The 22,490-nt window shown below is 67.6% G+C and carries 13 protein-coding genes; 10 read left to right on the top strand and 3 right to left on the bottom strand.

Annotation, left to right across the window (positions count from 1 at the left end; genetic code table 11):
- Positions 1–58: 58 nt before the first annotated feature.
- Positions 59–2,776, top strand: a complete 2,718-nt coding sequence (gene acnA / locus U5760_RS13890) for an aconitate hydratase AcnA (protein ID WP_322012475.1) — start codon at positions 59–61, stop codon at positions 2,774–2,776.
- A 352-nt stretch (positions 2,777–3,128) separates the two neighbouring features.
- On the opposite strand, the gene U5760_RS13880 is transcribed toward acnA, so the two are convergent.
- Positions 3,129–3,743 carry a response regulator transcription factor gene (locus tag U5760_RS13880; RefSeq protein WP_322012473.1) on the bottom strand — a complete coding sequence of 205 codons (615 nt, stop codon included), beginning with the start codon at positions 3,741–3,743 and terminating at the stop codon, positions 3,129–3,131.
- 214 nt (positions 3,744–3,957) lie between these two features.
- Between U5760_RS13880 and U5760_RS13875 the strand changes: the two genes are divergently transcribed.
- The 6 genes from U5760_RS13875 (at position 3,958) to U5760_RS13850 (ending at position 10,886) form a co-directional block, all read left to right on the top strand.
- The gene (locus U5760_RS13875; RefSeq protein WP_322012472.1) at positions 3,958–4,692 is read left to right on the top strand and encodes a TetR/AcrR family transcriptional regulator; all 735 of its coding nucleotides are present in this window, start codon (positions 3,958–3,960) and stop codon (positions 4,690–4,692) included.
- The gene (locus U5760_RS13870) at positions 4,689–5,645 is read left to right on the top strand and encodes an HlyD family secretion protein (protein ID WP_322012471.1); all 957 of its coding nucleotides are present in this window, start codon (positions 4,689–4,691) and stop codon (positions 5,643–5,645) included. The genes U5760_RS13875 and U5760_RS13870 overlap by 4 nt, the downstream gene beginning before the upstream one ends.
- On the top strand, positions 5,642–6,628 hold the full coding sequence (locus tag U5760_RS13865; protein ID WP_322012469.1) for an ABC transporter ATP-binding protein: 987 nt from the start codon (positions 5,642–5,644) through the stop codon (positions 6,626–6,628). The genes U5760_RS13870 and U5760_RS13865 overlap by 4 nt, the downstream gene beginning before the upstream one ends.
- Entirely contained in the window at positions 6,625–7,767 is a 1,143-nt protein-coding gene (locus U5760_RS13860) for an ABC transporter permease (protein ID WP_415914101.1), read from the top strand. Before U5760_RS13865 ends, U5760_RS13860 begins: the two co-directional genes overlap by 4 nt.
- A gap of 11 nt (positions 7,768–7,778) precedes the next feature.
- The gene (locus U5760_RS13855; protein ID WP_322012467.1) at positions 7,779–9,275 is read left to right on the top strand and encodes an efflux transporter outer membrane subunit; all 1,497 of its coding nucleotides are present in this window, start codon (positions 7,779–7,781) and stop codon (positions 9,273–9,275) included.
- Positions 9,276–9,410: 135 nt separating this feature from the next.
- Positions 9,411–10,886, top strand: coding sequence for an amidase (locus U5760_RS13850; protein ID WP_322012466.1), 1,476 nt, complete (start codon positions 9,411–9,413; stop codon positions 10,884–10,886).
- A gap of 39 nt (positions 10,887–10,925) precedes the next feature.
- Here U5760_RS13850 and U5760_RS13845 read toward each other — a convergent pair whose 3' ends face one another.
- Together U5760_RS13845 and U5760_RS13840 are read right to left on the bottom strand one after the other, a co-directional pair.
- Positions 10,926–14,750 (bottom strand): DUF748 domain-containing protein, encoded by a 3,825-nt coding sequence (locus tag U5760_RS13845; RefSeq protein WP_322012464.1) that lies wholly within the window; start codon positions 14,748–14,750, stop codon positions 10,926–10,928.
- Positions 14,751–14,933: 183 nt separating this feature from the next.
- Positions 14,934–16,394 carry a DUF1254 domain-containing protein gene (locus tag U5760_RS13840; protein ID WP_322012463.1) on the bottom strand — a complete coding sequence of 487 codons (1,461 nt, stop codon included), beginning with the start codon at positions 16,392–16,394 and terminating at the stop codon, positions 14,934–14,936.
- Positions 16,395–16,719: 325 nt separating this feature from the next.
- Here U5760_RS13840 and U5760_RS13835 point away from each other — a divergent pair, with 325 nt between their 5' ends.
- The 3 genes from U5760_RS13835 to U5760_RS13825 all read left to right on the top strand — a co-directional run bounded on the left by U5760_RS13835 (position 16,720) and on the right by U5760_RS13825 (position 22,242).
- On the top strand, positions 16,720–19,245 hold the full coding sequence (locus U5760_RS13835; RefSeq protein ID WP_322012461.1) for a heavy metal translocating P-type ATPase: 2,526 nt from the start codon (positions 16,720–16,722) through the stop codon (positions 19,243–19,245).
- A gap of 144 nt (positions 19,246–19,389) precedes the next feature.
- Positions 19,390–21,405 (top strand): Cache 3/Cache 2 fusion domain-containing protein, encoded by a 2,016-nt coding sequence (locus U5760_RS13830; RefSeq protein WP_322012460.1) that lies wholly within the window; start codon positions 19,390–19,392, stop codon positions 21,403–21,405.
- 345 nt (positions 21,406–21,750) lie between these two features.
- Entirely contained in the window at positions 21,751–22,242 is a 492-nt protein-coding gene (locus U5760_RS13825) for a hypothetical protein (protein ID WP_322012459.1), read from the top strand.
- Positions 22,243–22,490: the final 248 nt, after the last annotated feature.

Raw genomic sequence — 22,490 nt, 5'->3', positions numbered from 1 at the left:
AAACGCGCAGCAAACCTGTAGTAAGCGTAATTTCCGCGATTAAACGAAGGAAAACACCATGGCCCACAATCTCCACAAAACGCTAAAGGATTTCGACAGCGGTTCCGGCAAAGGCAAGTTCTACTCGCTGCCGCACCTCGGCAAGCAGCTCGGCGTGAAGATCAATCGCCTGCCGGTCTCGATCCGTATCGTGCTCGAGTCCGTGCTGCGTAACTACGACGGCAAGAAGATCGCGGAAGAGCACATCGAGCAACTCGCGAACTGGAAGCCGAGCGCCGCCCGCGTCGACGAAATCCCGTTCGTCGTCGCGCGCGTCGTGCTGCAGGACTTCACGGGCGTGCCCCTCCTCGCCGACATCGCTGCCATGCGCGGCGTCGCGAAGGAAGTCGGCAAGGATCCGAAGGTCATCGAGCCGCTCGTGCCGGTGGATCTCGTCGTCGACCACTCGGTGCAGATCGACTACTTCCGCCAGAAAGACGCGCTCGATCTGAACATGAAGCTGGAATTCCAGCGCAATAACGAGCGCTACCAGTTCATGAAGTGGGGCATGCAGGCGTTCGACACGTTCAAGGTCGTGCCGCCGGGCATCGGCATCGTCCACCAAGTGAACCTCGAATACCTGGCGCGCGGCGTGCACAAGAAGACCGAAGGCAGCGACACGGTGTACTACCCCGACACGCTCGTCGGCACCGACTCGCACACCACGATGATCAACGGCATCGGCGTGGTGGGCTGGGGCGTGGGCGGCATCGAGGCGGAAGCGGGCATGCTCGGCCAGCCGGTGTACTTCCTCACGCCGGACGTCGTGGGCGTGGAGCTCAAGGGCAAGCTGCGCGAGGGCTGCACGGCCACCGACCTCGTGCTGACCATCACCGAAATGCTGCGCAAGGAGAAGGTCGTCGGCAAGTTCGTCGAGTTCTTCGGCGAAGGCACGGCCTCGCTGTCGCTGCCGGACCGCGCGACCATCGGCAACATGGCGCCGGAATACGGCGCGACCATGGGCTTCTTCCCGGTCGACGAAAAGACCATCGACTACTTCAAGGGCACGGGCCGCACCGAAGCCGAAATCTCGGCATTCGAGAACTACTTCAAGGCGCAGGAGCTCTTCGGCATTCCGAAGGCCGGCGAAATCGACTACACGAAGACGCTCACGCTCGATCTCGCCACGGTCGCGCCGTCGCTGGCCGGTCCGAAGCGCCCGCAGGACCGCATCGAAATCGGCAACGTGAAGTCGACCTTCACCGACCTGTTCTCGAAGCCGGTCGCGGAAAACGGCTTCAACAAGAAGGCCGCCGACCTCACGGCCGAATACGCCGTGACCGACAAGGTCAAGCTGCACAACGGCGACGTGCTGATCGCCGCCATCACGTCGTGCACGAACACGTCGAACCCGAGCGTGCTGCTGGCTGCCGGCCTGCTGGCGAAGAAGGCCGTGGAAGCCGGTCTCACGGTCGCTCCGCACATCAAGACCTCGCTCGCCCCGGGCTCGCGCATCGTCACGGAATACCTGACGAAGACGGGTCTGCTGCCGTACCTCTCGAAGCTCGGCTTCGAACTCGCGGCCTACGGCTGCACGACCTGTATCGGCAACGCCGGCGACCTCACGCCGGAACTGAACGAGTCGATCACGAAGAACGACGTCGTGGCGGCCGCCGTGCTCTCGGGCAACCGTAACTTCGAAGCGCGCATTCACCCGAACATCCGTGCGAACTTCCTGGCTTCGCCGCCGCTGGTGGTCGCCTACGCGATCGCGGGCAACATCACGCGCGACCTGATGACCGAGCCGGTGGGCAAGGGCAAGGGCGGCCGCGACATCTACCTGGGCGACATCTGGCCGACCAGCGAAGAAGTCAACGCGCTGCTCAAGTTCGCGCTCGACGCGGACGTCTACCAGAAGAACTACAGCCAGCTCACGAAGAAGGGCGACCTGTGGAGCAAGATCGAAGGCGAAGAAGGCCAGGTCTATGACTGGCCGAAGTCGACCTACATCGCGGAGCCGCCGTTCTTCGGCAAGGACTTCTCGATGACGCCGGCTTCGTCGATCACCCCGGTGACGGGCGCGCGCGCGCTCGGCATCTTCGGCGATTCGGTGACGACCGACCACATCAGCCCGGCGGGCTCGATCAAGGAAGACTCGCCGGCAGGCAAGTGGCTGAAGGCGAACGGCGTGCAGAAGGCCGACTTCAACAGCTACGGCTCGCGCCGCGGCAACCACGACGTCATGATGCGCGGCACCTTCGCCAACGTGCGCATCAAAAACCTGATGATCCCGGCGAAAGCCGACGGTACGCGCGTGGAAGGCGGCCTGACGATTCACCAGCCGAGCGGCGAACAGCTCTCGATCTACGACGCAGCGATGAAGTACATCGACGCCGGCACGCCGACCGTGGTGTTCGCAGGCGAAGAGTACGGCACGGGCTCGTCGCGCGACTGGGCCGCGAAGGGCACGCAGCTTCTGGGCGTGAAGGCCGTGGTCGCACGCAGCTTCGAGCGCATCCACCGCTCGAACCTCGTGGGCATGGGCGTGCTGCCGCTGCAGTTCAAGGGCTCGGACAGCGTGCAGTCGCTCGGCATCACGGGTGAAGAGACGTTCGACGTCGAAGGCCTCGGCGACGACTTCAAGCCGCAGCAGGAAGTGACGCTCGTGATCCATCGCAAGGACGGCAAGTCGCAGCGCGTGCCGGTTCTGCTTCGTATCGACACGCCGATCGAAGTGGACTACTACAAGCACGGCGGCATTCTGCCGTTCGTGCTGCGCTCGCTGCTGGCTGCTTAAACGCTTTGCAGGTGCTGCATCCGGCAACGGATGCAGTCACACTTGGAAGCCCGACGAAAGTCGGGCTTTTTTTTCGACTGTGTTTTCGTCAGCGTTTTTATCTGTCCGCGAGCCGCGCGGAGGAAGCGGCATCACGCGACAGCATCCGGCGAAAGTGCGGGTGGGCGAGCACGATCCCACCTTCGACGCAGCCTTGACGGCCGACACGTGGCTGCGGCGGTATCGCTTTGCAAGAGTCGAAGTCCTGCAGAACGCAGGACACGACCCGATGAACGAAACCCCGCTCGCCCTGGTGAAGTCCATCGAATCTTTCTGCTCGAGGTCGCTGCCGACGCGAACTTAGCGCCTCTGGCTAGTCGAGCAGCTTGTTGAGCGTCGCGAATTCGATCAGCGCCGCGAGCGAGGACACGCCCAGCTTGTCGAGCACGCGAGTCTTGTAGGTGCTGATCGTCTTGTCCGAGAGCCCGAGGCGCGCCGCAATGGTCTTGTTGCTCAAGCCGCGCGCGAGATGCTGAAGCACTTCCACCTCGCGCGGCGAGAGGCCGTTGAGCGCCACGTCCCGGCTGCCGCCGCAACTGCCGGCCGGAAAGCAGTCGTAACCCATCAGCACGGCCGTCACCACACCGCACAGGTCCTCCACGCCGCGGCTCTTGCTCACATAGGCATTCGCGCCAGCGAGACGCGTGTGATTCGCCATCATCTGCTCGGGTTTCGCGGAAAGCACCAGCACCCGGGTTCCCGGCTGGTGGGTGCAAATGCCGCGAATGACGGACAGGCCGTCGAGCTTCGGCAGTTCCAGGTCGAGAATCACGAGGTCCGGTTGCAGCGACAGCGCCATATGCAGACCCTCCTCGCCGTCACGGCTCTCGCCAACCAGTTCGTATTCCGTGTGCAGGACGTTGGCGAGCATCTTGAGCACGATGGGGTGGTCGTCGATGACGACAATCCGCTTCTTTGTCTGATCCATTTTTCCGGAAATGGTGAGCGTGAAAGCCTTGGGGGCCAAAGACTCACAGCGTGGCCGACATAGGAGCGGTTTTGTATAGGAAATGTCTGAATAGAAGGGAAAAAATCCCATTGCGCATAGCCAATGAGGTAAATCTGCAAAGCGGCACCCTGCGCGAGATCACCCCTCGTCGTCGGCCTTTGAATTTAACTAACGCGTGAATTAGACTGAGACGATGAATCCACGCGCCGCCACCGCCAGCCAGGCTCCTGCGTCGCCCACGCGCGAGCAGCCCCGGCCGCGCGGCAGGCGGCGCGCTTCGGCCGACCTCGCCGTGCGCGAGCGGCTGCTGGCCTGCGCTACCCAGCTTTTCGCCCAACAGGGCATCGCCGCCACGACCATGGCTCAGATCGCGGCGGCAGCGGGCGTGACATCGGCAATGGTTCACTACTACTTCACCAACCGCGAAAAGCTGCTGGACGCCGTCGTGGAAGAGCGCATCGCGCGGGCGATCGAGTTCGTCTGGGCCGGCGTGCCCGAGCGCGGCCCTCAGGATGCGCGCACGCTGGCGCAGGACCTCGTTGACCGGCTTTTCGACGTCACGGCGCGCGAACCCTGGCTGCCGGCGCTCTGGCTGCGCGAAATCGTCAACGAAGGGGGGCTGCTGCGCGAGCGGGTGCTTGCGCGCGTGCCCGTTGCGCGCTTGCAGGAGTTCGCGCTGCGCATCGGCGAAGCGCAACGCGACGGCAGCGTCAATCCCGCGCTCGAAGCACCGCTGCTGTTCGTCTCGATCATCGCCCTCGTCATGCTGCCGCTTGCCACCGCGAAGGTCTGGCAGACGAGGCGAGGGTTGCCCAGGATCGAACGCGAAGCCCTGCACCGGCACGTCACCGCATTGCTTGCCGCGGCCCTGCAGGTGCCGGCCACGCCACCCACGCCAGCCGCCAGACGCAGGAGGACCCGGCAATGAGCCGTCTGACGATCTGCGGCCCGCTCATCGCGGCCGCCCTCGCCGCCACTGCCTGCTCGCGCCACGAAGCGCCCGTGTGGCAAGGCTATGTCGAAGGCGAATACGTCTATCTCTCGTCCTCGCAGTCGGGCACGCTGACCCGGCTCGACGTCCAGCGCGGCCAGAACATCGGCGCGTCGGCGCCGGTGTTCGCGCTCGAAGCCGTCGACGAAACCGCCGCGCTCGACGAGGCGCGCCATCAACTCGCGGCCGCGCAGGCACAGCTTGCCGACCTGCAGACCGGCAAGCGTCCGCCCGAAGTGCGCGTGAGCGAGGCCCAGCTCGCACAAGCCATCGCCAATGCGCACAAGGCCGCGCTCCAGCTCACGCGCGACGAGGCGCAGTTCCGCGCGGGCGGCATCGCCCGCGCCCAGCTCGACGATTCGCGCGAGGACGCAGCCTCGACAGCCGCGCAGGTCCGCGAGCTGGAGAATCAGGTCACCGTTGCCAACCTGCCCGGACGCAAGGCCCAGGTCGCGGCCCAGGCGGCCCAGGTGGAAGCCGCGCAGGCGGCACTCGCGCAGGCGCAATGGAAGCTCGACCAGAAACGCGTGAGCGCGCCGCAGGCCGGCCTCGTGTACGACACGCTCTACCGCGTGGGCGAATGGGTGCAGGCCGGCAGCCCCGTCGTGCAGATGCTGCCGCCGCAGAACGTGAAGGTGCGCTTCTTCGTGCCGGAAACCGTGGTCGGCTCGCTGGCGCCCGGCCGCCGCATCAGCCTGCACTGCGACGGCTGCGCCGCCGACATTCCGGCTGCCGTCACCTGGGTGTCGAACGCCGCCGAATACACGCCGCCCGTGATCTACAGCGACGAAAACCGCCAGAAGCTGGTCTTCATGATCGAGGCCCACGCTTCGCCCCAGGATGCGGTCAAGCTGCACCCCGGCCAGCCCGTGGAGGTGCGGCTCCAATGAGCGCGCACGACGCCCGCGAAGACACCGGCGCAGGCGCTGCGCAAGCGGCGCCGCCGGACTACGCCATCGACGTCCACAAGCTCAACAAGCATTTCGGCAGCAAGCACGTGGTCAACGATGTCTCGCTGCGCGTGGCGCGCGGCGAGATCTTCGGTTTTCTCGGGCCCAACGGCAGCGGCAAGACCACGTCGATCCGGCTGATGTGCGGGCTCCTCACGCCCGATTCGGGCTCGGGCACCTGCCTCGGCTACGACATCGTGCGCGAGAGCGCGCAGATCAAGCGGCGCGTGGGCTACATGACGCAGCGGTTCTCGTACTGGGAGGACCTCACGATCCGCGAGAATCTCGACTTCGTCGCGCGCATCTATCAGATGCCGAACCGCCGCGAGGCCGTGGACAACGCGCTCGAATCGCTCGGTCTCGCGAGCCGCGCGAGCCAGCTCACCGGCGCGCTCTCGGGCGGCTGGAAGCAGCGTCTCGCGCTCGCCGCGTGCATGCTGCACGAGCCGCAACTGCTGCTGCTCGACGAACCCACCGCCGGCGTCGATCCCACCGCGCGCCGCGACTTCTGGGAGGAACTGCACCGGCTCGCGGCGCGCGGCATCTCGGTGCTCGTGAGCACGCACTACATGGACGAAGCGGAGCGCTGCCACAAGCTCGCGTACATCGCCTACGGCAAGCTGCTCGCGCAGGGCACCGCCGCCGAAGTGATCGCCTCGCAGAATCTCGACACCTGGGCCATTCACGGCGAACAGCTTTCGGCGCTGTCGACCGAACTGCGCAAGACGCCCGGCGTCGATCAGACGGTGGTGTTCGGCTCCGCGCTGCACGCGAGCGGGCGCGACCATGCGGCGCTGGCCGCCGCCATCCAGCAGGCCGTCGAAGGCCGGCCGCTGCGCGCAGAGCGCATCGACACAAGTCTCGAAGACGTCTTCATCTATCTGATGGGCAGCGTGAAGGACAACTACGGAGTCGCGTCGTGAAGCTGCACTTCGGGTTCTCGCTCGCGCGCTGGTGGAGCGTCGTGCTCAAGGAGTTTCTGCAATTGCGGCGCGACCGTATCACGTTCGCGATGATCGTGGGCCTGCCCATCGTCCAGCTCACGCTGTTCGGCTATGCCATCAACACCGATCCCAAGCATCTGCCCACCGCCATCGTGATCGGCGAAGACAGCGTCTTCTCGCGCAGTTTCGTGGCCGGCATGAAGAACTCCGCCTATTTCGACGTCGTCGAAACGCTGCCCGACGAAGCCGCCGCGCGTCACGCGCTGGCGCGCGGCACCGTGCAGTTCGTGCTGAGCATTCCCGTGGACTTCTCGCGGCGCCTGCTGCGCGGCGAGAAACCCTCGCTGCTGCTGGAAGCCGACGCCACCGACCCCACCGCCATTGCCAGCGCGCTCGCCGCGCTGCCGGGCCTCGTCGGCCCCGTGGCCGCGAAGGATCTCACCGGGTCGCTCGCGCACCTGAACGGCGGGGCCGCTGCGTTCGACGTGCAGGTCCACCGCCTCTACAACCCCGAAGGCATCACGCAGTACAACGTCGTGCCGGGCCTCATGGGCGTGATCCTCACGATGACGATGGTGATGATGACGGGCCTCGCCATCACCCGCGAGCGCGAGCGCGGCACCATGGAAAACCTGCTCGCTACGCCCGTGCTGCCCGTCGAGGTCATGACCGGCAAGATCGTGCCGTATATCGCCATCGGCCTGATCCAGGCCACCATCATCGTGCTCGCGGCGCGCTTCGTGTTCCACGTGCCGTTCGCGGGCAGCCTTGTCGCGTTGTATCTCTCTGCACTCCTGTTCATTGCGGCGAATCTCACGGTCGGCATCACCATCTCGTCGCTCGCGCAGAACCAGTTGCAGGCCATGCAGCTCACCGTGTTCTACTTCCTGCCGAGCCTGCTGCTCTCGGGCTTCATGTTCCCGTTCGGCGGCATGCCGCGCTGGGCGCAATTCATCGGCAACCTGCTGCCGCTCACCTATTTCAACCGGCTCGTGCGCGGCGTCCTGCTCAAGGGCAACGGCTGGGTCGACCTGTGGCCCTCCGTCTGGCCGCTCGGCATCTTCACCGTGATCGTGATGGGCGTGGCCGTGCGCTTCTACCGGCGCACACTCGACTGAGGGCCCAGGCGATGAAACCTCATGTCCTCGTGACCGCCACGTGCGCGCTGATCCTCGCAGGCTGCACGCTGGGCCCCGACTTCCACGCACCCGCGGCACCCGATGCCGCGTCCTGGACCCGCGAGGGCATGCCGGCCGCCACGGCCCCAGCAAGTGCCACAAGCAACAACACAAGCAATGGCACAAGCGGCACACAGACGTTCGCCACCGTGCCGAACGTACCCGATGCGTGGTGGAAACAGTTCGGCAGTCCGGCGCTCGATCAACTCGTCGATGCCGCGCTCGCGGCAAGCCCGACGCTCGATTCCGCGCGCGCGAAGCTGATCGAGGCACGCGAGAATTACAACGCGCAGGCCGGCGCAACGCGCTTTCCGCACGTCGATGCCAGCCTCTCCGCCACGCGCGAGAAAATCGACCTCGCCTCGTTCGGCATTACCGCCGTGCCCAATCCCGGGCCGTTCACGCTCTACGACGCGTCCATCAGCGTCTCCTACGTCTTCGATCTGTTCGGCGCGAACCGCAGGGCGCTCGAAGCCACGCTCGCCCAGGTGGACTATCAGGCCTACGAACTCGCCGCCGCACGGCTCTCGGTGGCGGGCAACGTGGTGGCGTCGGCGGTGCGGCGCGCGTCGCTGCGCCGGCAGATCGAGATCACGCAGCAGTTGATCGACGCGCAATCGCGCCAGCTCGCGATCATGGAGGCGCGCCTCGCCGCGGGCGGCGTGGCCGATATCGACGTGCGCAGCCAGCGCACGCTGCTCGCCCAGACGCGAGCGACGCTGCCGCCGCTCGAAACGCAGCTCGCGCAAACCGATCATCAGCTTGCGGTGCTGCTGGGCGTCGCGCCCGCCAGCACGCAGTTCGACGCGCAACGGAACGCCCTCACGCTCGACGCACTGCGTCTGCCCGACACCGTCTCGCTCACGCTGCCTTCCACACTCGCGCGCGCCCGCCCCGACATTCGCGCGGCCGAAGCGGTGCTGCATCAGGCGAGCGCGAACGTGGGCGTCGCCACTGCGAATCTGTATCCGCAGATCACGCTTTCGGCCGGCATCGGGTCCGAACGCACGCGCGTGGAGGACGTGGTGAACGGACTGAACATCTGGAATTTCGGCCTCGGGCTCACGCAACCGGTCTTTCACGGTGGGGAACTGCGCGCGAAGAAGCGCGCCTCCGAAGCCGCCTGGGACGCCGCCTTCGCCGACTACCGACAGACCGTGCTGCAAGCGCTGCAGCAGGTGGCCGATACGCTGCGCGCGCTGGAAAACGACGCGCTCGAACTGCAATCGCGCAATATCGCCCATCGCGAGGCCGAGGCGAGCGCCACGGTCGCGCTTGCGCGCTACGAGGCGGGCGGCGTGAGCGAGTTCAGCCTCATCGATACGCAGCGCCAGGCGCTCCAGACCTCGCTCGACCGCACGCTAGCCGAAGCGAACCGCCTCGCGGATACAGCCGCGCTCTACCAGGCGCTGGGCGGCGCCGCATTGCCGCCGCAGACGGCACAGTAAGGCCGCCGCAGCCATGGAAAACCCCGCGGCAACCGGATGTGCCTGAGACAACCGTTCGTTTCCTTTCGCCTCGCGCGCGCGTGCGCGACAATGGACCCTCCCATCTTCATCCGTCCCCTTCCCAAAGAGCTGCGTATGAACCAGGCATTGCCGACTCCCGCCCCGCTGTCGCCCCACGATATCGTGATGGCCGACGCACTCGAACTCTCCCAGTGGATCCGCCTTCGCAAGGTGTCGTGCCGCGAGGTGATGAGCGCGTTCCTCGACCACATCGCACGCGTGAACACGCCCGCCAACGCCATCGTCTCGCTGCGCGAGCGCGATGCGCTGCTGCGCGAAGCCGGCGAACGCGATGCGGAACTCGCGCGCGGCGAATACCGGGGCTGGCTGCACGGCATCCCGCAGGCGCCGAAGGACCTCACGGCCACGGCGGGCCTCGCCACCACGCAGGGCTCGCCGCTTTTCCGCGACGAAGTACCGAAAGCCGACAGCCTCATGGCCGCACGCGTGCGCGCGCAAGGCGCGATCTTCATCGGCAAGACCAACACGCCGGAGTTCGGCCTCGGCTCCCATACCTACAACACGGTGTTCGGCACGACGCTCAATGCCTACGATCCCACGCGCAGCGCGGGCGGCAGCAGCGGCGGCACGGCCGTAGCGCTCGCCCTGCGCATGCTGCCCGTGGCGGACGGCAGCGACATGATGGGGTCGCTGCGCAACCCGGCGGGATGGAACAACGTGTTCGGTTTCCGTCCGTCGCAAGGGCGCGTGCCCTCGGTGCCGGCGCCCGAGCTCTTCTATCACCAGCTCGGCTATGCAGGGCCGATGGGCCGCAGCGTGGCCGACATGGCCATGCTGCTCTCCGTGCAGGCCGGCTACGATCCGCGCGCGCCGCTCTCGATCGCGCAGGACCCGGCGATATTCGCCGGCCCGCTCGCGCGCGATTTCGGCGGTACGCGCATCGGCTGGCTGGGCAACTACGACGGCTATCTGCCGATGGAAGACGGCGTGCTCGCGCTGTGCGAAACGGCGCTCAAGGATTTCGAAGCGATCGGCTGCCACGTGGAGGCGACGCGCCCCGACTTTCGCCTGGAGAACCTCTGGCAGTCGTGGGTCACGCTGCGCCACTTCTCCTGCGCGGGCACGCTGGGCGCGCTCTACCGCGATCCTGCGAAGCGCGCGCTGCTCAAGCCCGAAGCCGTGTGGGAAGTGGAAGTCGGCCTGCGCCTTTCGGGCGAGGACGTGTGGAACGCCTCGGTGCTGCGCAGCCAGTGGTACAACGCGCTGCTCGCGCTCTTCGAGCACTACGACTATCTCGTGCTGCCGAGCGGGCAGATTTTCCCGTTCGATGCGCGCGAGCACTGGCCGAAGTCCATCGCGGGCAAGACCCTGGACACTTATCACCGCTGGATGGAAGTGGTGATCGGCGCGAGCCTCGCGGGGCTGCCCGTGGTCAGCGTGCCGGCCGGTTTCAACGCGCAGGGCCTGCCGATGGGCATGCAGGTGATCGGCAAGCCGCTCGCGGACTTCTCCGTGCTGCAGCTTGCCCATGCCTACGATCAGGCCACGCGGTGGGTCAAGCGGCGCCTGCCGCCCGCGCTGGCCGCTTGATCGCACCGATGCCGGCGATGCCGCCGATATCTCCGCGGGCTACTTGAGCCCGAAATCGACCCGCGTGGTCGCGCCCTTGTCGTCGATGCCCTTCGCATCGAGCTTCGGCGCCACCACGAACACGCGGCTCGGATCGACCTTGCCCTGGAAGTACTGCTGCACCGCCTGGGCGCGCTGCTGCGCGAGGTCGCGCAGGCTCGCGTCGGTGATCGGCGCGTGCTCCGCGAGCGCCTGTTTCATGTCGTCGTCGGGCAGCGTCTTCGTGAGGCCGATCATGTTGCGCGGCTTCTTGAAGTCGGCCGATTTATAGGCCTGCGTGAGGTACTTGTCGTACTCCTTGTCGTCCACCTTCACCTGCGAGGTGTCCACGCTCTCGCCGTTGCCCACCGTGTCCTTCACCTTCTGCGCGCGCACGAGGTGATCCACGTACTGCTCGCGCAGCGCGGGCGTATCCACGGCCGGATCCACGCGGCCGATCAGGTCGATCTTGATCGAGGGCTTGTCGTCCAGCGCCTTCGCAATGGTGTCGAGCTTCTTCTCGTCCGCGTCGGTGAGCGTGGCGGTGCCCGGTGCGAACTCCACGTAGCCCAGCTCCTCGCCCCCGCCGCCGAACGCATTCGCGAGCAGCGAGAACGGCGCCGTCACGGCCTTCGCGATGAGATTGAGCACCGCCTTCCAGATCAGGCCGCCCAGGCTGAACTCGGGATTCGAGAGCGAGCCCGACACCGGAATGTTCACGTCGATCTCGCCTTTGCGGTTCTTGAGCAGCGAGATCGCGAGGCGCACCGGCAGCTTCGTCGCCGTGTCGTTGTCCACGTGATCGCCGAAGGTGAGCTGGTCGATGAAGATGTGGTTGTTCGCGCTGAGCTGGTCGTTGGCGAGCTGGTAGTGCAGATCGACGTTGAGCTTGCCCTTCGTGATCGGATAGCCCGCGTACTTCGTGGAATACGGCGTGAGATTCGTGAGCTCGATGCCGTGCGCCGAAGCGGTGAGGTCGAGCGAGGGCTTTTCGATGAGCGGATTCACCGTGCCCTTGATCGAGATCGGGCCGTTGCCCGACAGGTTCGCCGAAACGTCCACCGGCGCGGGCGTGGTCGATTGCGTGCCGAACGCGCCCACCGTCCCCTGGATCTGCACGAGGTCGGCCGTGTAGTTCGGCCTGATGAAGTTGTCGGTGTAGTTCACGCGGCCGCCCTGTAGCACGAGCTGGCCGAAGTGCAGCCGCACCGGGCTCTTCGGCGGCTGCGCGGCCGTGACCGTGGCAGGCGTCGATGCGGGCGCCGGCGCCGAGGCGGTTTGCGTCGCCGGTGCCGGCGCGGGTGCCGCAGGCGCGGCTGCCTCGCTCGCCGCCTGCGGCGAAAGCGGCACCGGCTCGCGCCCGCCGCGCGCCTCGGCGCTGGTATCGCGCGTGAGCGACTGGGCCTCGCCCGTCTGGTGCGCCACCACGTCCTTGAGGTTCAGCTTGCCCTGCGCGTCGAGCAGCACGCGCCCGTAGAAGCCGGCGAAGGTCACGCGGCTCGCGTCCACGTCGGTGCCGTGCGCCTCGTCGTAACTCGCGCGCAGGTTCGAGAGCGCGAGCGAGCGCCAGCCCGCGAACGGGTCGGAGGTGGCCTTGTCGAGCATGCGCACGTCCACCACCGCTGCGTCGCCGCGGTAGTTCGCCTTCAGCGCCTTGCCCTGTTCGAGCGCCAATTGACCCTTCATGTTGAGCAGCGCGCTCGCGATCACCGCATTCAGCTGGTTGCCGAAATACGGCTCGAAGGCAGCGGCGTCGAGCCGGTTCGCGTCGATCTTCAGCGTTGCCTTCAGCGGCGTCGGGTTCACGTCGCCGTTGAGCGCGAGCGTGCCCTTGCGGTTGAGCGTCGCCTTCAGGTCGATGGGCAGCGCGTGGCCCAGGTCGTCGCTGATCTGCTGGACCTTCAGGTCGAGCGGCGCGATGGCGAGCTTCACGGGGCGCGGCGTGCTGCTGTCGGTGAAGTTGACCGTGCCGCCGTTCACGTTGAACGCGTCGATCTTGTAGTGCCAGGCCGGCCCTTGCTGAACCGACTTCTGCGCCGCGTGTATGGCCGTGCGCTCATGCGCGGCCTCATGCGTGCCCGCGAGCTGCATGAGGTCGATGCTGCCGTCCTTGCGGCGCTCGGCGCTCACGGCGAGGCCCGTGAGATCGACCGATGCGATCTGCGCGGTGCGCGCCGTGAGGTCGATCTGGTTCACCTTGACCGCGCCCTGCGCGAGCGTGACGACCGGCGCCTTCGCGCCGCGCGCCGCCACCTTGAGCGTGTCGAGGTTCAGCGTGGTCGCGCCGACCTGCACCGCGGCCGGCGACTTGCTCCAGTCGGCGGCGAGCTGCGCGTCGAGACCCAGCTTGCCGTCCACGATCTGCGCGGCGGTGAGGTTGTCGATATACGGCTGCAGCGGCACGAGCGCCACGTCCTGGAGCTGGACCTTTGCATCGGCGGTCTTCGCGACCATGCCGAACGAGCCCGATGCCTTGACCGTGCCGCCGCCGTTCGCGGTCATGCCAAAGGTGTATTGGGCCGGCGATTTCGCGGTGGTCGAGAAGTTTGCCAGCGTCGTGTCGATGTCGCCGAGCACGAGGTCCACGGGGCGCGACGGCGTTTCGTCGTGCACGTGCACGGTGCCACCGTTGATCGCGAACTGGCGGATCGAGAGGTCGAGCGGCGCGGGCTTCGTTTCGGCCGCAGCCTGCGCTGCGCCGGAGGCGGCGGGTGGCGCCGCCGCACCGCTCGCGGCATTCGTGGCGTTCGCGGCGTTCTGATTCCCCGTTGCCGGCTGCTGCGTGCCCGCCAGCTTCTCGACGCTCAGCACGCCGCTCTTGTCGCGTGCCACCCAGACGTTGGGCGCGTCGAGCCGGATCTCGTCGAAGTGGTAGGCATTGCTGAACGGCTCGAGCGAGGCCGCCGCCACGTGCAGGCTGCGCGCGCCGAAGAGCGGCGCGTTGGCCGCATCGGCGGTGTCGATGTCGTTCAGGTCCGCGGTGCCCGACACGCGCAGCTCGGGCTTGTCGTCCGACATCACGAAGTCGAGCTTCAGATCCGTCGAGAGCTTGCCGCTCTTCACCTGCACCGGCAGCTTCGTGGGCGCGTAGGTCAGGAGGCGCGGCACGTCGAGCGCGTCGAGCTTGAGCGCCACTTCGGATTCGCGCGAGGCCGCGAACGGCTTGGTCTTGCCGTCGATGGCGAGCGTGCTCGTGCCGTCGATGCGCGCCCGCAGCAGCGGCTGAACGAAGATGTCGGTCTTCGAAGGCAGCGTGGCGATGAACGGGATGCCGAGCGTCCAGCGATCGATCACGTGCTTTTCGTTGAGCAGACGATCGTCGAACGTGATCTGCCCGTTCTCGACGCGGATGTTCGAGATCGAGAACGGCGTGGGCTTGCTGCCGGGCTGCGAGGGCTTCGAAAACTTCTCGATGAGATCGGTGAAGTTGAAGCGCTGCGCGTCGAGCCGCACGATGGTGATGCGCGGCGAATCGAGCCGCACTTCATCGACGACGGGCGCGAAGCGGAAGATCGACGACCACGAAGGCTTGACGACGAGGCGCTCGACGTCGAAGAAGTCGCCGTTGCCGCCGCGCTCGCCGATATGCACGCGGTCGGCTTCGAGCCGCAGCGTGTACGGGTTGAGTCCGATGCGGCCGATCGTGACGGGACGGTCGAGCTGCTTGCTCAGTTGCTGGGCGGCGAAATACCGGATGAGAGGCGGCGCGGCAAAGAAGCCGAGCAGCCCGAACACGACGAGGAAGATCAGCACGCCGGTCAGGATGTGCCGGGTGCGGGGTGCGCGCGCCACGGCGCGAACCGATTGCAGGGAAGAAGTCAGCGACGTTTTGTTAAGGCTTGCCATGCTCACCAGCAAGTGACGCGGCGACTGCCAGCCGCGGGTAGTGGGACTGGGATGACGGTCGTCGTTCCCGACAGCGGGAAGTATAGGCCCGATGGCCGGGAGCACGGCAGTAAAACGCCGCCGGACGAGAGCCGGCGGCGGAAGAGCTCGGCGATAAACCGGCGGCGCAGGCGCGCCGCCCCGCTACTGCCGCTCGACCGCCGGCGGCTGCCAGCTGCCGTCCACGGCGGCCTGCTTCGGCGCATAGAGCCGCAGCACGAGGCGGAAGTCGCCCTGCGGCGCCGGCACCCAGTTCGTGCCGCCGCGCGGACGGTCGGCCGACACGTGCACGTCGAGCGAGCCGTCGCGATTGCGGCGCGCGCCGTTGCGGTCGCCGAACGCCACGCGCACAGGGCCGCTGTCGTCGAGCGCGCCGTCGCTCGTATAAGCCGTGATCGACCAGAAGCCACGCACCGGCGGCAGTTGCTTCGCCGCGAAGTGGATCACGTAGCGGTTCGCGCCGTTGAGCGCGTGGCCGTCGCTGTCCTGCGTCACGCGGGCGCGCACTTCGTCGGAAGACGTTGCGAGGCCGGGTTGCGTATAGGCCGTGTATGCGCGCAGCGCATAGTCGGGGCCGTAGTTGCCCGCATCGTCGCCCACCCAGAGCCAGCCGTTGCCGGCAAGCAGGTTCGAGGGCGGCGCAGCCACCCGCGCACGGCCGTCGGCGTAGCCGGCCGCAATCCCGTCCGTCGCGTTGGCGGGAAGCTCCACGGCGTCGCCGGGATGCACGCCGATATCGGCGAGGATCTTGAGCGCGTGGGGATCGTCGGGCACGGGCGGGTTGTCTTCCAGCGCCTGCGAGAGCCGGCCGAAGAAGCCGTTCGCGTCGAGCGCGGCCACCTTCTGGGCGGGCGTGCCGGGCGCGACCGGATCGCCGCTCTGGCTCGCACCCGCCGAAGACGCGTCGCTGCCGTGGCCGCCACGGTCGTCCCAGGCCGAAAGCGCCGCGATGCGAATCCCGCGCTGGAGCTTGCGCACGGCCGCAAGATCGCCGCCGTGCGTTTCGATGCGCGCGAGGAACCAGACATAGCGCGTGGACACGTCCACGCGCTGCACGTGCGCAGGCAGGGTGCCCTTCCACCCGGCGGGCACGAACGCAATCGTTTGCGCCTTGACGCCGGTCGTGCGCCCGGCGGCCTTCGCAGCGGGCTTGGTCCCCGTATCGGCGCCGGGCTGCGCGCTCGTGGACCAGACCACGTTCGTCCACATGTCAAGCGCGCGCGCGTCCAGATAGCGGCCGTGCGAATCGGGCAGGCTCACAAGCACGGGTTCGCTGGACAGATCGAGCCAGCCGGACGAGCCGAGCGTGTCGAGGTTGGGCTCGGACGGGCTGGACGCGCCCACGGGCGGCAGCGACTGCGCATTGCGCAACGTATTGGGTTGCGACTGGCCGGGCGCGCTGCCGGTGGCGGCTTCGCGCGAAACGTCCATCAGGACGAGCGGAAAGCCGAACACATAGGAATCGGACACCTCGTCCTTGACCCACCCCGAGCCGGCGCTTTTCGGCGCAGCGCCCGGCGGGGACGCGCAGGCGGCAAGAAAAGCGAGGCCGGCAAGCGCAAGGCCGGTGCGGTAATGCGGGTATTCTCGACGTTTTTTTGTCATTTGTTAGATCTTGTAGGCAAAGCGGGCGGTCCAGAAAGTGACGTCGCGACCGGCGCCCGACGCTGTGCGTGGCCCCCCCGGGCCGTGGAATTCGCGCTGCGTGCTGACAATGCCGGCGGATCGTATCGTATCGCTCACGCCATGGCATGAAAAGCGGTATGAACGGAATTCTGTGTTACTTGGACAGGCCAGTGTATAGCGTGCAGCCATCAGGGACCGATCTGTAACCCAATGGAGCCGTTGCTCCAGAATATCGCCCTTGACCTTCCCATCATGGGAACGTAGATACTGCCTCACGTCGAATCCGTTTTACGTGCGGGCCAACATGAACGAACCCCTTCTTGAAGAACAAAGCGACACCCGTGTCGCCGAATTCGAAATCCACGGCATGACCTGCGCCGCCTGTGCGACGCGCGTCGAAAAAGCGCTCGCCCGGGTGCCGGGCGTCGCGCGCGCGAGCGTCAACCTGGCTACAGAAAAGGCCACCGTCGAGACGGGCGGCGACGTCGCGCCCGAAGCGCTCGTCGGCGCCGTCGAAAAGGCCGGTTACGAAGCCGTGCCCGTGGCCACGGAAACCGCGGCGTTCGCCATTGGCGGCATGACCTGCGCGTCGTGCGCGAATCGCGTCGAGAAAGCCCTCGCGCGCGTGCCCGGTGTAGCCGGCGCCACGGTCAATCTCGCCACCGAGCAGGCCACGGTCAACCTGCGCGCGCCGCTCACGGGCGACCTCGCCGACCAGATCGTGGCAGCCGTGACGAAGGCGGGCTACGAAGCCACGCCGCTCGTAGAAGACGAAGCATCGGGCCCAGCCCTCGATAGCATCGCTTCAGGCGGCGATGCGACCGCGCCCGCAGCCGCCGACCGGCCATCCAGCCGCGAGGCAGCCGCCACCCGCGCCGCGCGCCGCGAATGGCACGCCGTGCTGATCTCGGCGGCACTCACGGCCCCCCTCGTGCTGCCGATGCTCGGCCACGCCGCCGGCATCCACTGGATGCTGCCCGCCGTCGCGCAGCTCGCGCTCGCGTCGGTAGTCCAGTTCGTCTTCGGCGCGCGCTTCTACCGCGCCGCCTGGAAAGCCGTCCGGGCCGGCGCCGGCAACATGGACCTGCTCGTCGCGCTGGGCACCTCGGCGGCCTGGGGCGTGAGCGTCTACGTAATGCTCGCGCATCCCGGCGACGTCGCGCATCTGTACTTCGAAGCCTCGGCGGTCGTCATCACGCTCGTGCGCTTCGGCAAATGGCTCGAAGCGCGCGCGAAGCGCCAGACCACCGACGCCATCCGCGCCCTCAACGCCTTGCGCCCCGATCGCGCGCGCATCCGCGAGCACGGCGCGGAGCGCGAGGTGCCGCTTTCGGCCGTGCGCGTGGCGAGCATCGTGGTCGTGCGGCCGGGCGAGCGCCTGCCGGTGGACGGCGTGGTGCTCGAAGGCCGCAGCCATATCGACGAATCGCTGATCACGGGCGAAAGCCTGCCCGTGCCGAAAGAGCCCGGCGATCCTGTCACCGCCGGCTCGATCAACGGCGAAGGCGCCCTCGCCGTGCGCACCACGGCCATCGGCGCGGAGACCACGCTCGCGCGCATCATTCGCCTCGTCGAGAGCGCGCAGGCCGAAAAGGCGCCGATCCAGCGCCTCGTGGACCGCGTGAGCGCCGTCTTCGTGCCGGCCATCCTCGTGATCGCGGCCATCACGCTCGGCGGCTGGCTGCTGGCGGGCGCGCCTGCCGAAACGGCCATTCTCAACGCCGTGGCCGTGCTCGTGATCGCCTGCCCATGCGCGCTCGGCCTCGCCACTCCGGCCGCCATCATGGCGGGCACGGGCGCCGCCGCGCGCCAGGGCGTGCTCATCAAGGATGCCGAAGCACTGGAAACCGCGCACAACGTGAGCGTGGTGGCCTTCGACAAGACCGGCACGCTCACGCTCGGCAAGCCCTCGCTCACGGCATTCGAGACCGCGGACGGCATCGCGCGCGCCGAAGCCCTGGCGCTCGCCGCCGCCGTGCAGCAGCACAGCGACCATCCGCTCGCGAAGGCAGTGATCGAGGCGTTCGCAGCCGGGGCCAACGGCACGCCGGTGCCCGCCGCCGCGCATGCGCGCGCTGTGCCGGGACGCGGCGTGGAGGCGGAAGTGAACGGCCGGCGCTACGCCATCGGCAGCGGCCGCTGGCTCGACGAACTCGCGCTCGAGGTGCCGCCCGGGCTGGCGGCGCGCGCCCAGGCGCTGGAGCAGGCCGGCAACACGGTCTCGTGGCTCACCGCCGCGCCGCATGGAGCCGCGCCCGAAACCGTGCTCGCGCTGCTCGCCTTCGGCGACACGCTCAAGCCCACCGCACGCGCCGCCATCGACCGCCTGAAGGCAATGGGCATCCGCAGCGTGCTCGTGACCGGCGACAACGCCGGCAGCGCGGCGGCGGTCGCGGCGCAGCTCGGTATCGACGAAGTTCACGCACAAGTGCTCCCCGACGACAAGGCCGCGACGATCCGCGACCTCAAGATCCGCACGGGCGGCATCGTGGCGATGGCGGGCGACGGCATCAACGACGCCCCCGCGCTCGCCGCCGCCGACATTGGCATCGCCATGGCCACCGGCACCGACGTCGCGATGCACGCCGCCGGCATCACGCTCATGCGCGGCGACCCGCTGCTCGTCGCGGCCGCCATCGACATCTCGCGGCGCACGTGGCGCAAGATCCAGCAGAACCTGTTCTGGGCGTTTTTCTACAACCTGATCGGGATTCCGCTCGCGGCCTTCGGCCTGCTCAACCCCATGCTCGCGGGCGCCGCCATGGCGTTCTCCAGCGTGAGCGTGGTCACGAACGCCCTGCTGCTGCGCACCTGGCGCGGCTCGCGCTGAGGCGGCGGCGCCTCGGCGCCGCACGCCCTCGTCTTCGCTTTTCCCTGCGATTCGCTCAAGGAATGCATCCGCGCGCCGTAAAAACCGGATGCCAGCGCTTCCCGGCGCCGGTTCCCCGTTTCATTTTCATTCGGAACCGATCCCATGATCCCATCCCTCCCGCGCCGCACCAGTGTCGGCGTGCGCCTCGCGCTCGTTTCCTGCGTGCTCGTCGCCGCTATCTTCACCGTCTTCACATGGGCGCTGACCCGCGCCGCCGCCGGCCAGGTGAGCGATCAGGTGCGTGCGCGCATCGTCGAGAAAGACCGCTCGGTGGCATCGGCCATCGCGCTCATCGACGGCGCGCTCGACGCCGAAGTGGACCGTTCGATGACACTCTTCGCGAGCTTCCTGCCAGGCGGCTGGTCGCTCGACGAAACCCAGAAAGCGGACGTGGCCGGCTACGCCGCGCCGCTCGTCAAGGCCGGCGACCACGTGCTCGACCTCGACTTCTCGATCCCCGACCAGTTCCTCGAACGCAGCGGCGCCATTGCCACCGTGTTCGCGCGCAGCGGCGACGACTTCGTGCGCGTCACCACCTCGCTCAAGAAGCAGGACGGCTCGCGCGCCATCGGCACGCTGCTCGACCGCAAGGGCCCCGCCTACGCGCCGATCCTCGCGGGACGCAGCTACACGGGGCTCGCCGGCCTGTTCGGCAAGCAGTACATCACGCAGTACCGGCCGATCAGCGACGCGAGCGGCCGCGTGATCGGCGCGCTCTTCGTGGGGGTGGACGCCGGCGCGCAGATCGCCGCGATCAAGGCCGAAATCGCGAAGCTCAAGATCGGCGACACCGGCTACTACTTCGTGCTCGACGCCTCGAACGGGCCGTCGCGCGGCACCTTCCTCGTGCACCCGGGCGCCGCCGGCCAGCACTACGACGACGCCAGCGGCCCCTGGTCGCGCATGCTCTCCGAGCGCGAGGGCACGCTCGAATACAGTTCGGCCGACGCCACGCTCGGGGAGCGCGACGCGCGCACGAAGCTCGTCTCGTTCATGAGCGTGCCGCAATGGCAATGGCTCGTGGGCGGCGTGGCGCCGCGCGACGAAATCATGGCCGACGTGCACGCCACGCGTAACCGCTTTGCCGCAATTGGCTTCGTGCTGGTCGCGGCGTTCGCGCTGCTGTCGATCCTGGCCGCGCGCCGGCTCGTGAGCCGGCCGCTCGACGCCGCCGCGCAGGCGGCCGGACGGCTCGCGGCGGGCGACCTCAGCGTGCGCATCGGCCACGCGGGCACGCCGGCGCGGCACGGCGCGAGCGGCAGCCTGGGCTCGCCGGACGCCGGGGGCAACGACGAAATCGGCCGGCTCACGCACGCCATCGACGGCATCGGCGTGGGCCTCGCGAAAATTGTGGGCGAGGTGCGCGGCGCCTCGGCGCAGATGCGCGACGACACCTCGCGCATCGCCGCGGGCAGCGGCGAGATCTCGGCGCGCATTGCGAGCCAGGCGAGCAGCCTCGAAGAAACGGCGGCGAGCATGGAGCAGCTCACCTCGACGGTCCAGCAGAACGCCGACCACGCCATGCGCGCGAACACCGTGGTCACCGGCGCAGCCGATGCCGCGCTAGACGGCGGCCGCGCCGTGGAGCGCGTCGTGCAGACCATGAACGACATCAGCCAGGCATCGCGAAAGATCACCGACATCACCGGCGTGATCGAAGGCATTGCGTTTCAGACCAACATCCTCGCGCTCAACGCGGCCGTCGAAGCGGCGCGCGCGGGCGAGCACGGCCGGGGCTTTGCGGTGGTGGCGAGCGAAGTGCGCGCGCTCGCGCAGCGCAGCGCTTCCGCTGTGAAGGAGATCGAAGCGCTGATCGCGGAATCGGCAGCGACCGTCGAGACCGGCTACCGCATCGCCGGCGATGCGAGCGCCACCATGCGGACCATCGTCGCGCGCGTGGAGGAGGTGCGCTCGATCATCGGCGAGATCAGCGTGGCCTCGCGCGAGCAGTCGGGCGGCATCGAACAGGTGAATCTGGCGGTTGCGCAGATCGGCTCGGCAACGCAGCAGAACGCCACGCTGGTGGGCGAAGCCGAGCGCGCCGCGGCGGCGCTCCACGAGCAGGCCGCGGCACTGGCGGAACTCGTGGCCGTGTTCAAGGTGAACGGCGGCGCGTGAAGTGAGGCGCCCCATCCGGCCGGGAATGCGGATCGTGCCTCTCCTGCGACCGCGCCTCAACATGGCTTTGGCATCAACGACCTGGCTTCGATATCCCAAGGTTACCCACAAGCCTCTCAACACAATCTGTGAATAATTCTTCGGCGATACGCGCATGCGCTCCCCGCCCCTGCGCGGCTCGACATTCAGTGCGTTTCCCCTCCTGGAGCGGCCAGTGGGGTCGCCCCTTTTCTCTCGATGCCAAACTATTGTCCGAGCGCAAGTTTTGACAATCAATTACAGTTCGACGGCACAAACTTCGATAGCGTACGGCCTGCCCAAATTCCTTGCGTACGTCGAAGCCCTATGAGCCAGCAAACCGTTATCGCTACAGGCCATGCCCAATGCACCATCCAGGCGATGCCCTGGCAATCGCGCGCGCCCGTGCCGACCACGGAGGGAATCGAAGCCATTCATCGCCGGACACTTGAGGAAGCCGCCAGCCTCAAGCAAACGATCGCTCGTCTGGAGACCGAAATTGCGCAGGCGCGGATCGCCCGGCAGACAGCGACCGTCAAGGCCCAGCGGCTTGGCGAATTGATGGCGGAACTGAGCGGAATGAAGGGCACGCCGGGCTCCGTCGAGCAATCCCGGGCCACCGCTATACCGGCTGACGCCGAGCCCGCCGGTGCGCCGCTCAAGCCGACCCGCAAGGGATACTGGATTGCGGGCATTGTCGTCGCGATCCTGGCGGCGGGCGCGCTGCTGGCGTCCCAGACGCTGAACGGAAACGACTGGCAGGGATTCTTCGGCCATGCCGCCGCCAGCATCCACTCGGGGTTCGTTTCGTCGCGTTGACCAGCGCTCGCCCGCCACGGCTTTGGCGCCGCGGCGCGCTCCGGCATGCCTGTTGTGCATCGCCTCTGGCGCTTTCCTTGTGCGTCAAACACTTAGGTTCGATGTCCCAAGGTTACCCACAAGCCTCTCAACAAAAACTGGGGATAAGACAGCCGCGCGTTGCCTGCTCGCTGCCGCTTGCGATGCTTCAGGACGACTTGCTTTTGGCGTCAAGGACTTAGCTTCGCTGTCCCAAGGTTGCCCACACC

The organism is Paraburkholderia sp. J12, from assembly GCF_905220215.1.
Lineage (GTDB): Bacteria > Pseudomonadota > Gammaproteobacteria > Burkholderiales > Burkholderiaceae > Paraburkholderia.
This window is presented reverse-complemented; position numbering and strand designations above follow the sequence as displayed.

Excerpts from the sequence above, each read along its gene's own strand:
- U5760_RS13825 (WP_322012459.1), top strand. The coding sequence starts at position 21,751 with ATGAGCCAGCAAACCGTTATCGCTACAGGCCATGCCCAATGCACCATC.
- U5760_RS13865 (WP_322012469.1), top strand. The coding sequence starts at position 5,642 with ATGAGCGCGCACGACGCCCGCGAAGACACCGGCGCAGGCGCTGCGCAA.
- U5760_RS13880 (WP_322012473.1), bottom strand. The coding sequence starts at position 3,743 with ATGGATCAGACAAAGAAGCGGATTGTCGTCATCGACGACCACCCCATC.
- U5760_RS13870 (WP_322012471.1), top strand. The coding sequence starts at position 4,689 with ATGAGCCGTCTGACGATCTGCGGCCCGCTCATCGCGGCCGCCCTCGCC.
- U5760_RS13830 (WP_322012460.1), top strand. The coding sequence starts at position 19,390 with ATGATCCCATCCCTCCCGCGCCGCACCAGTGTCGGCGTGCGCCTCGCG.
- U5760_RS13850 (WP_322012466.1), top strand. The coding sequence starts at position 9,411 with ATGAACCAGGCATTGCCGACTCCCGCCCCGCTGTCGCCCCACGATATC.
- U5760_RS13840 (WP_322012463.1), bottom strand. The coding sequence starts at position 16,394 with ATGACAAAAAAACGTCGAGAATACCCGCATTACCGCACCGGCCTTGCG.
- U5760_RS13855 (WP_322012467.1), top strand. The coding sequence starts at position 7,779 with ATGAAACCTCATGTCCTCGTGACCGCCACGTGCGCGCTGATCCTCGCA.
- U5760_RS13875 (WP_322012472.1), top strand. The coding sequence starts at position 3,958 with ATGAATCCACGCGCCGCCACCGCCAGCCAGGCTCCTGCGTCGCCCACG.
- U5760_RS13835 (WP_322012461.1), top strand. The coding sequence starts at position 16,720 with ATGAACGAACCCCTTCTTGAAGAACAAAGCGACACCCGTGTCGCCGAA.
- U5760_RS13845 (WP_322012464.1), bottom strand. The coding sequence starts at position 14,750 with ATGGCAAGCCTTAACAAAACGTCGCTGACTTCTTCCCTGCAATCGGTT.
- acnA (WP_322012475.1), top strand. The coding sequence starts at position 59 with ATGGCCCACAATCTCCACAAAACGCTAAAGGATTTCGACAGCGGTTCC.